Source organism: Selenomonas sp. oral taxon 478 (assembly GCF_001189555.1).
Lineage (GTDB): Bacteria > Bacillota > Negativicutes > Selenomonadales > Selenomonadaceae > Centipeda > Centipeda felix.
Genome location: NZ_CP012071.1, coordinates 1,222,220 through 1,235,417 on the forward strand (window position 1 = coordinate 1,222,220; position 13,198 = coordinate 1,235,417).

Below are 13,198 nucleotides of genomic sequence, written 5' to 3' on the forward strand. Positions count from 1 at the left end.
AGAAAAACGCCCTTATGGCGCGATGCACCATAAGGGCGTTTTTGTATGCGTTTGTCTGTCTCCCCTAATCCCGCAGCAGCATCAGTGCTTCAGGCGGAAGGCAGATGCGCAGGGATGCGTTTTCGCTCACATGAAGTGCATCCCATGCGGGCTTGTCCACCTCCCAGCGCACGCGGTGAGCACCATCGGCGAAGCGAAGCATGACGATCATGCTGAAGGTGCTCTCGATGATCTCCGCGATCTGTGCAGTGAAGACGTTTTCGCCGTTTTCCTGCACGGGAACGAAGTAATGTGCGCGGATGGCGATGTGGTGCGCATCCGTCACATCGTCTGTGACCGCGAGCGTGATGCCCCAGTCGGTCGCCTCGATATGCGCCGCGTCGAGACGGCGGGCGGCGGAGATGTTCTTGCATCCTGTGAGGCGTGCACCCGCACACGTGCCGGGACTGCGGAAGAGTTCGTGCCGATCCATCGGGGGCGTGAGCTGTCCGCGGTCGACGGTCGCGATCTCCTGCGCGATGCGGAATGCCTCGTCGCGGTCATGCGTGACGAGGATCGCCGCGATGTTCTGACCCATGAGGATCTCGCGCAGTGCGGTTTCGATCTGCCACTTGAGGTGAGTGTCGAGTGCGGAGAGCGGCTCGTCGAGGAGCAGCACATCCGCACCGCGCGCGAGGATGCGCGCAAAGGCGACGCGCTGCTGCTGTCCGCCTGAGAGCCTTGCCGGATAGGCGCTTTCGAGTCCGTCGAGGGAGAAGCGCGCCACGTTCTCGGCGAGGGTGCGCTCCTTTTCCTCCTGTGATCCGTCCAGTGCAAAGATGATGTTCTCTCGGACGGTCATATTCGGAAAGAGCGCGTAGTTCTGAAAGAGATAGCCGACACTGCGCTCCTGCGGCGGGAGGTTGACTCCTGCACTGCTGTCATAGAGCGTGCGGCCGTTGAGGATGATCTGCCCGCGATCCGGCGTCTCAAGCCCCGCGATGCACTTCAGCGTCATGCTCTTGCCGCTGCCCGATGCACCGAGCAGGGCGAGCGTCGTATCCGTGAGCGTAAAGTTTGCGCAGAGCGTGAAGTCACGCAGGCGTTTTTCGATGTTGACGACGAGGTTCATTCACGCACCTCCCGTTTGAGGTAGAGGTTCATCGCACCGATAAAGAAGAGCGAGAACAGGGAGATGATGACTGCCCAGCGAAAGGCAAGGTCGTAGTCGTTCGCCTGCACCGCCGCATAGATGGCGGTGGACATGGTCTGCGTGCGTCCCGGGATATTGCCCGCGAACATGATGGTCGCACCAAACTCGCCGAGGGCACGGGCAAACGAGAGAACGAGCCCTGCGAGGATGCCGTGCCGTGCATTCGGCAGGATGATGCGCCAAAAGATGCGCCCGTTGCTGACGCCGAGCGTCTGCGCCGCATGAATCATGCTGCTGTCGAGTGACTCGAAGGCGCCGCGTGCCGTGCGGTACATGAGCGGAAGACTCACGATGACCGCTGCGATGACCGCCGCACGCCACGTAAAGACAAGCGGCAGGTCGATGGCGAGGAGGGCGCTCCCGATGGCACTGCGCTTTCCGAGAAAGAGCAGGAGGAAGAACCCAACGACGGTCGGCGGCAGGACGAGCGGCAGCGTGATCACAGCATCGGCAATGGTCGCCGCGAGGCGGCTGCGGATACGCAGCACGGCGTAGGCGAGCCCAATACCGACGAAGAAGGTGAGGACCGTAGCAAGCCCCGCCACCTCAAGGGAGATGATGAGCGGGGAGAATGTTTCGTCTGCCATTATTTGACGGTGAATCCGTATTTCTCAAAGACCTTGGCTGCCTTGTCCGTCTGGAGGAAGGCGAGGAATTCCTTCGCGGCCATCTCGTTCTTGGAGTCCTTCAGCACAGCGGCGGGGTAGACGATGGGCTTATGCGTGTCGGCAGGGGCAACGGCGGCGACCTTCACCTTGTCCGAGATGGCGGCATCCGTCGCATAGACCACGCCGCAGTCCGCATCGCCCGTCTCGACCCATGCGAGCACCTGACGTACGTCGGAGCCGTAGACGGCACGCGCCTTGACCTGGTCGAGGATGCCGAGCTTCGTAAAGACCTCCTCGCTGTACTGTCCGACAGGAACGCCCTTCGGCTCACCGAGAGCGATGTGCGCAACCCGCGGGTCGAGCACTGCCTTGAAGTCGGGAAGGTTCAGCTTGCTGTCCTTTGCCGTGATCAGCACGATGTCGTTGACGAGGAGATCGACGCGCGTACCGTCCGCGAGGAGCTTCTTCTCGTCGAGCGCATTCATCTGCTTCTGTGCGGCGGAGACGAATACGTCGGCGGCTCCGCCGTTCTCGATCGCCTGCTGTAGGGCGCCGCTGCTGCCGAAGTTGTAGACGATATGAACCTCTTTGTTGTTCTCCTCGTACATCGTGGCGAGTTCTTTCATCGCGTCCGTGAGGCTCGCTGCCGCAGAGACCTGCAGCTCGATGGGGCTCTCCTGCGGCGTCTCCATCTTGTTCGCGCTGTTGCCGCCGCCGATGCAGCCGGCGGTGAGAAGAGCCGTGCCCGCCAAGAGGGCGGTGAGTGTCTTTTTGATGTTCATGTGATGTTTCTCCTTTGCAAATGGGAGGTATGTCCGTTTCCCGACATACCCTGTGACGATATGCGTCAGGCAGAGTGCCATAGATGTTTCCTTAGACGTGCTCTGCTCGGAGAGGGTGAGGGCGCTGCCCTCCTTCTCAGCGGACGAATGTGCCGCTCTTGCCGCCGGACTTACGCTCGAGACGAATGTCTGTGATCTCCATGCGCTTGTCGATCGCCTTGCACATGTCGTAGATCGTGAGCAGCGCCGTGCTCACGGCGTGCAGCGCCTCCATCTCGACGCCCGTCTCGCCCGTGACCTTGACCGTCGCCGCAGCATATACCGCATGACGCGGCACCTCCTCAAGCGTGAAGTCGATGCTGCACTTGGCAAGCGGCAGCGGGTGGCAGAGCGGGATCATGTCCGCGGTGCGCTTTGCCGCCATGATGCCGGCGATGCGCGCGACACCGAGGACGTCGCCCTTTTTTGCCGTGCCCGCCGTGATCGCCGCATAGACCGCTTCGCTCACGCAGATCCGTCCGCTCGCGATGGCCTCGCGATGTGTCTTGTTCTTGCCGCTGACATCGACCATGATGGCGGCGCCGCCCGCATCGAAATGCGTCAGTCCTATTTCTGGCATCGATATCCTCCTTTCTTCTTGAAATAATTTTATCATAGCGGAATCAGCGTAGAAAATCAATTGTGTTTCTCTAACATTAAATGAATCTATCTATAATTTAGGAAAACTCATAGAGGTTATTTATTTTTTGTGGTATAATCAATAATAGATATTCATAGTTGAGAATCATTTTATGCGATATAATTTAATTTGTGCCGTGACGGCGGTGGATGGAGTGCTTTATAGGAGAGTGACGGCACTTGCGGAATGCCGCCGAATCAAGCGGGGAGAGCAGTATGCGTGAGGTTCGTGTTCAGGATGCGGTGGGGATGGTGCTCTGCCACGACATTACAGAGATTGTGCGCGGGGAGCGAAAGGGCGCACGCTTCCGCAAGGGCGATGTGATCCGTGCGGAGGATATTCCCGTTCTTCTGCGCATTGGCAAAGAGCATATCTTTGTCTGGGAGGACGATCCGAATCTGCTGCATGAGAACAATGCGGCGGCGATTCTGCGTGATGTCTGTCAGAATGAGCACATGGCGGCGAGTGAGCCGAGCGAGGGCAAGATAGAGCTGACCGCGACGACGGCGGGCGTGTTCGAGGTGAACGAGGATGCGCTCAATGCCGTCAACGACATCGAGGATGTGATGATTGCGACGATTGCGCAGCACATGCCTGTCAAGGCGGGGACGAAGCTCGCGGGGATGCGCGTGATCCCGCTCGTCATCGACAAGGCGGTGATGGAGCGGGTGCGTGAGACGGCGGGCACTCAGCCGATGCTGCGGATCCTGCCGTATCAGAAGATGAAGGTCGGCGTGGTGACGACGGGCTCTGAGGTGTTCCATGGGCGCATCAAGGATACGTTCACGCCCGTGATCGATGCCAAGCTGCGTGCCTTCGGCCTGAAGGTGGATGAGCACCGTCTTTCGGATGATGGGACGGAGCACACGCGTGCGGCGATTGAGGAGCTGCTCGACGCGGGGATGGATATGGTGCTCTGCACGGGCGGCATGAGCGTCGACCCCGATGACCGCACGCCGGCGGCGATCAAAGCGACGGGGGCGCGCATCGTGACGTACGGCGCACCTGTGCTGCCGGGTGCGATGTTCCTGCTCGCCTACTATGAGAAGGATGGGCGGCAGGTGCCGATCATGGGGCTGCCGGGCTGCGTGATGTACTCGCCCGCGACGATCTTTGATATTATTCTGCCGCGTGTCGCGGCGGGCAGCGCGTGGACGCGGCAGGAGATCACGCGCCTTGGGATTGGCGGGCTCTGCATGGGATGCAAGGTTTGCCACTATCCCATTTGCCCGTTCGGAAAGTAAGGGGTACAGTGGTTTTGTATCGGGGTACATGCCCTGCGCGAACGCCTCGCTTGCAAGTGATCGCGAGCTTGTACGCTTAAATACCGTTGGACTTCTTAAACGCGCTTCGCTTGGACGAAAGAAGTCCAACGGGGCGTACCGCTCGCTTTACTCACTTGCGCCGCTAAGGTTCGCTTAGGGCATTATCCCATATATCATCACATAACTGCAAGAAGATCATTCAATGCAGAGACAATGACAGGTATCAGCAAGGGAGGATTCCATGCAGGACATAGAACTGGAGCAGGCAATCGAGGTACTGCTCGCACATGCAGTACCCGTCGCGGAGACGGAGCGCGTTCCCTTGCTGGAGGCGGTGGGGCGCGTGGCGGCGGAGGATGTGTACGCAGCGTTTGACAATCCGCCGTTTGACCGTTCGCCGCTCGACGGCTATACCTTTGCGTCGGCGAGCACGGCGGACGCCTCGGCAGAGCACCCTGTGCGCCTGTCGGTGATCGGCGAAGAGTGCGCGGGCGATTTTTTCGACGGCGCAGTCAGCGCGGGGGAGTGTGTCCGCATCATGACGGGCGGCGCGATTCCGAAGGGCTGTGACTGTGTCGTGCGGCAGGAAGATGTGCGCGAGGAGGGGGATGCGATCTTTGTTCCCTTTACGTCACAGCCGTTCGAGAACTACTGCTATGCGGGCGAGGATATTAAAAAGGGAAATCTGCTCGTGCGCCGAGGAAAGCGCATCCATGCGGCGCAGATTGCGGTACTCGCGAGTGAGGGTTATGCTGCGGTATGTGTCCATCGGCGCGTAAGCATTGCCGTTGCCAGTACGGGCGACGAACTGCTGCAGCCCGGCGAGCCGCTGCGTCCCGGCAAGATCTACAACAGCAATCTCTACCTCCTTGCGGGACGCCTGAAGGAACTCGGCGCAGAGGTGACGGTGGTCGGCTCGGTGCCTGATGATGTGGAACGCGCGGCGGAGGTGATCGCCTCCTATGCGGATCGTGTGGATCTCTTTCTCACGTCGGGCGGCGTCTCCGTGGGCAAGAAGGACATCATGCACGGCGTTGTGCCCGCCCTCGGGGCGGAGCGGCTGTTCTGGCGCGTCTGCATGAAGCCGGGCGCCCCCGCCATTGCCTATACGCGCGGCAGCATGCTCGGTATCGCGCTCTCAGGCAACCCGTTCGCCGCCTATGCGACGTTCGAGCTGATGGCGCGTCCGGCGATTGCGCGGCTTGCGGGCGAGACGGATGTGCTCATGCCGCGCCGCCGTGCCGTGCTCGCCGATGCGTTCCCCAAGCCCTGCCGCGGACGGCGTTTCCTGCGTGCACGCATGGAGGCGGATGGGCGCGTCTCGCTGCCCGATCAGCATGAGTCCGGTTCGCTCTTTTCGGCAGCGGGCTGCGACGCGTTCGTGGATGTGCCGGCGGGGACGCCGCCGCTCGCGGCAGGGGCGGAAGTGGATGTTGTGATTCTCTGACGAAGCAGTGCTGTGGTGATGTCCCGCAGCAACCCCCGGCGAAGCAAACGTGCACTTTTCCCGGTTGCTTCGACGCATCAACTTCTGCCTTTCACGTCAACGTATAGGAAAAAGATAGAAAGATAGAAAGATAGATAGAAGGTTCATCATGCAGGATCAGTTTCAGCGGAAAATTGAATATCTGCGCGTTTCGGTGACGGACTGCTGCAATCTGCGCTGCCGCTACTGTATGCCGGCGCATGGGGTCAAGAAGCTGCGCCACGCGGATGTGCTCACCTATGAGGAGATCCTGCGCGATGTGCGTGTGCTCGCGGCACTGGGCGTTCGCAAGGTGCGCCTGACAGGCGGTGAGCCGCTCGTGCGGCGTGACATCACACGCCTTGTGCGCGGGCTGAAAGAGATCCCGGGCATCGAGACGGTGGCGCTCACGACGAATGGAGTCCTGCTCGGCACGATGATGGATGAGCTGCTGGATGCCGGCCTCGACGCGGTGAATCTCAGCCTCGATACACTCGACGGCGGGACATTCTTCTCCATCACGCGGCGGCCTATGTTCGGCGCGGTGATGGAGGCACTCACGCAACTTGCCGAGGAGGAGCGCCTCACGGTCAAGGTGAACTGCGTGCCGATCATGGGCGTGAACGATGAGGAACTCGCCGCGCTCGCCGCGATTGCCCGTGCACATCCGATTGATGTGCGTTTTATCGAGCTCATGCCGATCGGCTGTGCGCGGACGGAGAACTATCGCGGCGTACCGATGGACGAGGTGCGCGCGCGGCTGAAGGATGCGTTCGGCGCACTCCTGCCCGTGGGGGAGGCGGCACATGAGGGCGCGGTGCCGAAGGGGCCCGCCGCCTATGTGAGGCCTGCCGGTTTTACGGGAACCATTGGCTTTATCGATGCGATGGAGCACAAATTCTGCCATACGTGCAACCGCGTGCGCCTGACGGCGGAGGGCTTCCTGAAGCTCTGCCTCTACAGCAGTGCGGGGCTTGACACGCGTGCACTGCTGCGCGGCGGAATGTCGGATGCACAGCTCGCGGATGCCATTGCCCATGCGGTGTGGCAGAAGCCCGAAGAACATCATTTTGAAATCGATCAGGAGACGCGCGATCACCGCGCCATGTATCAAGTGGGAGGCTAATACGGATATGGGAGAGATTCGGGCGCTGTGCATCAGTGAGAAGCGCGGCACGGAAAAACAGGCGACAGACCGCGCCTTCTTTATCACGGAATACGGCATCGACGGCGATGCCCATGCGGGCGACTGGCACCGACAGGTGAGCCTGCTCGGCCTCGGCGAGATCGAGGATTTCCGTGCGCGCGGTGCAGATGTGGCGTTTGGCGCGTTCGGCGAGAACGTCGTCGCCGAGGGGTTCCGCTTCAAGGAGCTCCCCGTGGGGACACGCCTGCGCGTGGGACAGGTTTTTCTTGAGATCACACAGATCGGGAAGAAGTGCCACAGTCACTGCGAGATCTTTCACCGCGTCGGCGACTGCATCATGCCGCGTGAGGGCGTTTTTGCCCGTATTCTGCACGGCGGCTGGGTAACGGTCGGCGATACGCTGGAGATCACGACGGAGAAGATCCCGCTCGACGCCGCCGTCATCACGGCGAGCGACAAGGGCTCGCGCGGCGAGCGTGAGGATGCGAGCGGCGCGGCGATTCGCGAGATCCTGACGGCGGAGGGGTACGATGTCGCGGGCTACAGCATCGTGCCCGACGAGCGTGAGGAACTCGAGCGTGAGATGACGCTCTGGTCGGACCGCGGCGTCGGGCTGATCCTGACGACGGGCGGCACGGGCTTTTCCGTGCGCGACGTGACACCTGAGGCGACGCGTGCCGTGATCGACCGCGAGGCACCGGGCATCGCCGAGGCGATGCGCGCTCTCTCGATGAAGGTGACCCCGCGTGCCATGCTCAGCCGTGCGACGGCGGGCCTGCGGAAACGCTCACTGATCGTCAACCTGCCCGGCAGTGAGAAAGCGGTGCGCGAGTGTCTCGGCTTCATCCTGCCCCAGCTGCAGCACGGCATCGAGATCCTGCGCGGCGACGCGGGGGAGTGCGCACGGTGACGCCCGCCGACCTGACGCTCATCGTCGCGGCGGGCGGCATGAGTACGCGCATGGGCGAGGACAAGCGGTTCCTCCCCATGGCGGACGGTGAGACGCTGCTCTCCCGTACCTTGCGGCGCGGCCGTACGGCAGGGTTTCGCACGATTGTCCTCGCGGCGGAGGGGGAGCGCAGAGAGCTCACGGAGCTAGCGGCGGCGTACGGGGCGCATCTCGTCACGGACGATCGCCCGCAGCAGGGCCCGGCAGCGGCAATTGCGGCGGGACTCGCTGCGGCGGAGACGGAATGGTCGCTCGTCCTCTCAGGCGATATGCCCTTCTACGATTTCGATCTTGTGCGGGCACTGCTGCCCGAGGCACGCGGTGCGGTGCAGGTCGTCCTGCCGACGCTTGCAGGCTATTGGCAGCCGCTCGCCGCGCTCTATCGGCGCGATGCGGGACAGGCATTTGCCGCTGCCATCGCACGCGGCGACCGCAAGCTCGGCATTATCCTGCGCGGCCTCACCGTGCGCGAACTGCCGCTCGCGGTGGATGCGGGACTCTTCTTCAACGTGAACACCCCTGCTGCCTACCGCCTCGCATGCGGACGCATTGCGAACGAGGGGCGTGAGCGGCCCATTCTCTCCGTCGCAGCCCCTGCTTCGGGGACGGGCAAGACAACCTTCATCGAGCGGCTTATCCCGCGCCTTGCGGTACATGGCGTGCGTACAGCGGTCATCAAGAGCGACAGCCACGGTTTTCAGCTCGATACGGAGGGAAAGGATACGGCGCGTTTCATGACGGCGGGGGCGCGGGCAACGGCAATTAGTGCGCCGAATGGCTATTTCATTCAGAAAATAGAAGATCAAAGGAAGGATTTTCAGAATCTTATATCGAAAATAGAATATGATATAGATCTTTTTATTACGGAGTCGCGTTCACGCGGCGCATTGCCGACTCTCATGCTCGACCGCGGACTTGCCGCGCTGGAGATTGATGCACGTGTGACGGCACTTTTTCAAAAGGATGCCGCACCGCATGACGGGCTGCTCTCCTATGATCTCGATGATATGGAGACAGCGGCGCAGATCACTCTCTTTCTTATGGGGCGGCCGCTCTATGGGGCAGACGGCATAATGTTTTTGACGATGTAGGTGCTCGCGTGAGAGCATGCAGTATACGAATGGAAGAATAGAAACGATGGAAATTCAGCGCAGTGACTTTATCGACGTACCCGTGACCCGCTATGTCTCTGAGGAGAATGCGTTTGTCGCGGATCATAAATATACCTCGGAGGAGGTCTTCTTCGACATCGATCTCAACGGGGAGAACTTTACGACGGCGTTCTGCTCACCCGTCGACTTCGAGGATCTCATCGTTGGGATGCTCGCTCAGATGGGACGCATCCGCAGCTTTGACGATATCGTGGAAATGACGGTGGACGCAGAGCATCTGCGCGCCGCGGTCAAGACGACGACGGATGCGCAGTGGTGGGCGGCGGACGCAGTGAAAAATCCGCGCTACTTCTCGGCACGGCGCATCCTGAAACTGCGCCCCGAGGAAATCTTTGAGCGGCCGCGCGACGTGCGCTTCAGCGCGAAGGACATCCTCGCGACAGCGGATGAGCTGCTCGCACATCTCTCCAAGACCCACGATACGACGAACGGCGTCCACAGCGGCGTCCTGTTCGATCAGGCAAACAAGAAAATCCTTGTCTTCCGTGAGGACGTCGGCCGCCATAACGTCTTTGACAAGCTCTATGGCTGGGCGCTCAGGAATCACGTGGAGATTTCCGATAAAATCATCATCTTCAGCGGGCGCTGCTCCTCGGAGATGATGCTCAAACTGGGGCGGATGGGGATCTCCACGGTTGCGGCGAAGTCCGTTCCGACCACCCTCTCGCTCAACATCGCGCGCAAACTCGGCATCACGCTCTGCGCGCGCATGGCGCCGGGCTCGTTCTGCATCTACGCAAACCCTGAGCGCATCACCCTCTGACGGTGTACCTCTGTACATTGCTGAAACCGGGGACATCCTCGTTTCATATAGAAGTTTAGGAGAGCCTGTCGGCGGAATCCCGCCGATACGAAAGGAGAATCACGATGAACCTTAGCAGACGTGACTTTTTGAAAGCCACCGGGCTAAGCGGCGTCGGGCTGGCACTCGCCAGTCTCGGACTTGACGTCGCAACGGTCTCGGCGGCGGCAAAAGAGTACAAGCTGACGGGCGGTCGCGAATTTACCTCCGTCTGCCACTTCTGCGGCTGCGGCTGCGGAACGATCGGCTACGTCAAGGACGGCAAGCTGATCAACCTCGAAGGTGCGGCAGACAACCCCGTCAATCGCGGCGGCCTGTGCCCGAAGGGAATCGGCTATGGTCACATCCCGAACGCGGAGCTGCGTCCGAAGTGCCCGATGTACCGCGCACCCGGCAGCGACCATTGGGAGGAGATCAGCTGGGAGGAGGCCATCGACCGCTCTGCACGTGCCATGAAGAAGGCACGTGACGAGAACTGGGTCGGGCAGGACGAGGCGAACGGCTACAAGTTCATGAGCAACCGTACGGATGCCATCGGCTTTGTCGGCGGCTCGCAGGTCAACAACGAAGAGTGCTATCAGCTCATCAAGATGGCTCGTGCGCTCGGTGTTGTCTATATCGACAACCAGACGCGCGTCTGTCATGCGACGACGCCGCCGGCGCTGAATGCCGCCTTTGGACGCGGCGCGATGACAGGATCGTGGTACAACCTCAAGAAGGCGAAGCTGGTCTGGATCGAGGGCTCGAACCTCGCAGAATGCCATCCGCTCGCGATGAAGCGGGTCATGGAGGCAAAGGACAACGGAGCCACCATCGTTCACGTAGACGTACGCTATACACGTACCTCGCGCGTTGCCGATCATTTCTTCCAGCTGCGTCCCGGCACCGATATCGTTTTCCTTGGAGCACTTATCAACTATATTATTCAGAACAAAAAATACGATGCCGACTATCTGCGCCGCAACACGAATGCCTACTGCCTGCTGCGTGATGACTACTCTTTTGATGCAGGTATCTTCTCCGGCTACAACGAGAAGACGCGGACGTACAACAAGGAGACGTGGGGCTACAAGGTCGATGCGAACGGCAAGCCGATGAAGGCGCTGTCGATGTCGGAGCCGGGCACGGTCATGGATCGCCTGGCGAAGCATTTCTCGCGCTATACATTTGAGAAGGCATCGGCGATCACGGGCATGCCCGTTGCGGACATCAAGAAGGCTGCGGAGCTCTTCTCGAGCATTACGCCGACGGTCATGATGTACGCCCTCGGCATGACGCAGCACACGATCGGCGTGGAGAACATCCGCTGCTTTACGATCATCCAGCTGCTCATGGGCAACATCGGTGTCTCAGGCGGCGGCATTGACGCTCTGCGCGGGCAGCCGAACGTCCAGTCCTCGACGGACTACGGCATCATGTTCCAGTACTACCCATCCTACCTCTCGTATCCGACGCATACGGACGATACACTTGCAAAGTGGACACACCACAACGGTACGTTCCGTGCGAAGTTCCTCAAGAACCTTCTCAAGGCGTGGTTCGGCGATGCGGCAAATGCAGGAAATGACTACCTGTTCAATGCACTGCCGATCCGCAACGGCACGCACAACGACTCCATGTACGTCATGTTCGAGAAGGCGATCGAGGGGCAGATCAAGTGCCTGTACGTCTGCGGACAGAACCCGCAGATGACGAACGCGAACCTCACGATCGTCAACAAGGGGCTCAAGGGCGTCCGTACGCTCATCGTGCAGGATGTCTTCGTCAACGAAACGGCGGCGTTCTGGGAGCGTCCGGGCGACAACCCTGCCGACATCCAGACCGAGGTCATCTTCATGCCGGCGGCCTCCTACCTCGAGCGCTGCGGCACGATGACGAACTCCATGCGCATGATCCAGTGGCGCATGAAGGGCCCCGATCCCACGCACGACTCGCGTCCGGACTACTGGATCTGCGACAAGCTCTGGAAGCGCATCGTGGAGCTCTACAAGGACTCGACCGACCCGAAGGACAACACGATCAAGCTCCTCACATGGAACTACGGCGATCCCGAGGCGAACGGCGAGGCGTATGTCGAGAACATCATGAAGGAGTGCAACGGCTACGACCTGAAGGATGGCCATCTCCTGCGCGGCATCCGCGAGATCCGCGACGACGGCACGACGATGGCGGGCATGTGGATCTTCACGGGCATCTACGGTGACGGTGTCCACATGGCAAAGCGCCGCGGACAGGAAGACAACGGCAACATGGGCATCTTCCCGAACTACGCATGGACGTGGCCCGACAACATTCACATGCTCTACAACCGTGCGTCCTGCGACGAGAACGGCAAGCCGACCCGCCCCGATCAGGCACTTGTCTGGTGGGATGAGGCCAAGGGCATCTGGGATGGCTACGACGTCCCGGACGTCGGCGATCGCACACAGGGACCCAACACCCCGGGCGGACAGAAACCGTTCCGTATGAACGGTGAGGGCATCGGCCGCCTCTTCGCCGCCGAGTACAGCGACGTGGAGAGCGGCGAGACGCGCGATCACTCCTACGTCCCCGTAGACGGCCCGCTGCCGGAGTTCTATGAGCCTGTCGAGAGCCCGACAAAGAACATGATGAACGAGGGACAGAAGGCGCAGTTCAACCCCTGCGTTATCTATCCGCGTGTCCCCGAACTGCAGAAGATCGGCACGCCGGATGAGTACCCCTACGTCCTCTGCTCATCGAGCCTGACGGAGCACTGGTGCTCGGGCACGATCACGCGCAACATCCCGTACCTCAACGAGCTGGTCAAGGAGCCGTTCGTCGAGATCTCGGAGCAGCTTGCCGCGAAGATCGGCGTGCGCGGCGGCGACCGTGTCCGTGTCAGCACGACGCGTGCTGCAATTGAGGTCAAGGCGATGGTCACGAAGCGTGCTCAGCCGCTCATGATCAACGGCGTGGAGACGCACATGATCTGGATGCCCTACAACTGGGGCTTCAAGGGGCTCTCGACGGGTCCTTCCGGCAACTATCTGACCATCGATGCACTCGATCCGAACGTGCAGGAGCAGGAGTTCAAGGCCTGCCTCGCCAACGTCGAACGCGTGTAAGTTCCCCGCGGTACGCCGCGTATGGGGGCTGACCGCAGAACGAACATTCAC

Annotated in this window: 11 protein-coding genes and 1 riboswitch; of the genes, 7 read left to right on the forward strand and 4 right to left on the reverse strand. The window is 60.8% G+C overall.

Annotation, left to right across the window (positions count from 1 at the left end; genetic code table 11):
• Positions 1–64 precede the first annotated feature (64 nt).
• The 4 genes from ADJ74_RS05740 to moaC all read right to left on the reverse strand — a co-directional run bounded on the left by ADJ74_RS05740 (position 65) and on the right by moaC (position 3,237).
• Entirely contained in the window at positions 65–1,111 is a 1,047-nt protein-coding gene (locus ADJ74_RS05740) for a sulfate/molybdate ABC transporter ATP-binding protein (RefSeq protein ID WP_006691232.1), read from the reverse strand.
• A complete protein-coding gene (gene modB / locus ADJ74_RS05745) occupies positions 1,108–1,779 on the reverse strand; it encodes a molybdate ABC transporter permease subunit (RefSeq protein WP_050342607.1) in 672 nt (223 codons plus the stop codon). The genes ADJ74_RS05740 and modB overlap by 4 nt, the downstream gene beginning before the upstream one ends.
• Positions 1,779–2,582, reverse strand: a complete 804-nt coding sequence (modA, locus tag ADJ74_RS05750) for a molybdate ABC transporter substrate-binding protein (protein WP_050344225.1) — start codon at positions 2,580–2,582, stop codon at positions 1,779–1,781. The genes modB and modA overlap by 1 nt, the downstream gene beginning before the upstream one ends.
• Positions 2,576–2,706: riboswitch (molybdenum cofactor riboswitch) on the reverse strand. It overlaps the preceding gene by 7 nt.
• A gap of 12 nt (positions 2,707–2,718) precedes the next feature.
• Positions 2,719–3,237: a cyclic pyranopterin monophosphate synthase MoaC gene (gene moaC / locus ADJ74_RS05755; RefSeq protein WP_084708995.1), complete on the reverse strand. Its 519-nt coding sequence runs from the start codon at positions 3,235–3,237 to the stop codon at positions 2,719–2,721.
• 239 nt (positions 3,238–3,476) lie between these two features.
• Between moaC and ADJ74_RS05760 the strand changes: the two genes are divergently transcribed.
• From ADJ74_RS05760 to fdnG, 7 genes are all read left to right on the forward strand, one after another.
• On the forward strand, positions 3,477–4,505 hold the full coding sequence (locus tag ADJ74_RS05760; RefSeq protein WP_050342610.1) for a molybdopterin-binding protein: 1,029 nt from the start codon (positions 3,477–3,479) through the stop codon (positions 4,503–4,505).
• A 262-nt stretch (positions 4,506–4,767) separates the two neighbouring features.
• Positions 4,768–5,973 (forward strand): gephyrin-like molybdotransferase Glp, encoded by a 1,206-nt coding sequence (gene glp / locus ADJ74_RS05765; protein ID WP_050342614.1) that lies wholly within the window; start codon positions 4,768–4,770, stop codon positions 5,971–5,973.
• Between the two features lie 148 nt (positions 5,974–6,121).
• Positions 6,122–7,117: a GTP 3',8-cyclase MoaA gene (gene moaA, locus ADJ74_RS05770; RefSeq protein WP_050342616.1), complete on the forward strand. Its 996-nt coding sequence runs from the start codon at positions 6,122–6,124 to the stop codon at positions 7,115–7,117.
• 7 nt (positions 7,118–7,124) lie between these two features.
• A complete protein-coding gene (locus ADJ74_RS05775) occupies positions 7,125–8,048 on the forward strand; it encodes an MOSC domain-containing protein (protein WP_050342617.1) in 924 nt (307 codons plus the stop codon).
• Complete coding sequence (gene mobB, locus ADJ74_RS05780) at positions 8,045–9,178, forward strand: molybdopterin-guanine dinucleotide biosynthesis protein B (RefSeq protein ID WP_071844301.1); 1,134 nt, start codon at positions 8,045–8,047, stop codon at positions 9,176–9,178. The genes ADJ74_RS05775 and mobB overlap by 4 nt, the downstream gene beginning before the upstream one ends.
• Before the next feature lie 46 nt (positions 9,179–9,224).
• The gene (gene fdhD / locus ADJ74_RS05785) at positions 9,225–10,022 is read left to right on the forward strand and encodes a formate dehydrogenase accessory sulfurtransferase FdhD (RefSeq protein WP_172664517.1); all 798 of its coding nucleotides are present in this window, start codon (positions 9,225–9,227) and stop codon (positions 10,020–10,022) included.
• Between the two features lie 104 nt (positions 10,023–10,126).
• Complete coding sequence (gene fdnG / locus ADJ74_RS05790) at positions 10,127–13,147, forward strand: formate dehydrogenase-N subunit alpha (RefSeq protein WP_050342619.1); 3,021 nt, start codon at positions 10,127–10,129, stop codon at positions 13,145–13,147.
• Positions 13,148–13,198 lie beyond the last annotated feature (51 nt).

What these genes read in the sequence shown, in the direction of transcription:
- ADJ74_RS05740 (WP_006691232.1), bottom strand. Translation starts at nt 1,111, where the DNA reads ATGAACCTCGTCGTCAACATCGAAAAACGCCTGCGTGACTTCACGCTC.
- modB (WP_050342607.1), bottom strand. Translation starts at nt 1,779, where the DNA reads ATGGCAGACGAAACATTCTCCCCGCTCATCATCTCCCTTGAGGTGGCG.
- modA (WP_050344225.1), bottom strand. Translation starts at nt 2,582, where the DNA reads ATGAACATCAAAAAGACACTCACCGCCCTCTTGGCGGGCACGGCTCTT.
- moaC (WP_084708995.1), bottom strand. Translation starts at nt 3,237, where the DNA reads ATGATAAAATTATTTCAAGAAGAAAGGAGGATATCGATGCCAGAAATA.
- ADJ74_RS05760 (WP_050342610.1), top strand. Translation starts at nt 3,477, where the DNA reads ATGCGTGAGGTTCGTGTTCAGGATGCGGTGGGGATGGTGCTCTGCCAC.
- glp (WP_050342614.1), top strand. Translation starts at nt 4,768, where the DNA reads ATGCAGGACATAGAACTGGAGCAGGCAATCGAGGTACTGCTCGCACAT.
- moaA (WP_050342616.1), top strand. Translation starts at nt 6,122, where the DNA reads ATGCAGGATCAGTTTCAGCGGAAAATTGAATATCTGCGCGTTTCGGTG.
- ADJ74_RS05775 (WP_050342617.1), top strand. Translation starts at nt 7,125, where the DNA reads ATGGGAGAGATTCGGGCGCTGTGCATCAGTGAGAAGCGCGGCACGGAA.
- fdhD (WP_172664517.1), top strand. Translation starts at nt 9,225, where the DNA reads ATGGAAATTCAGCGCAGTGACTTTATCGACGTACCCGTGACCCGCTAT.
- fdnG (WP_050342619.1), top strand. Translation starts at nt 10,127, where the DNA reads ATGAACCTTAGCAGACGTGACTTTTTGAAAGCCACCGGGCTAAGCGGC.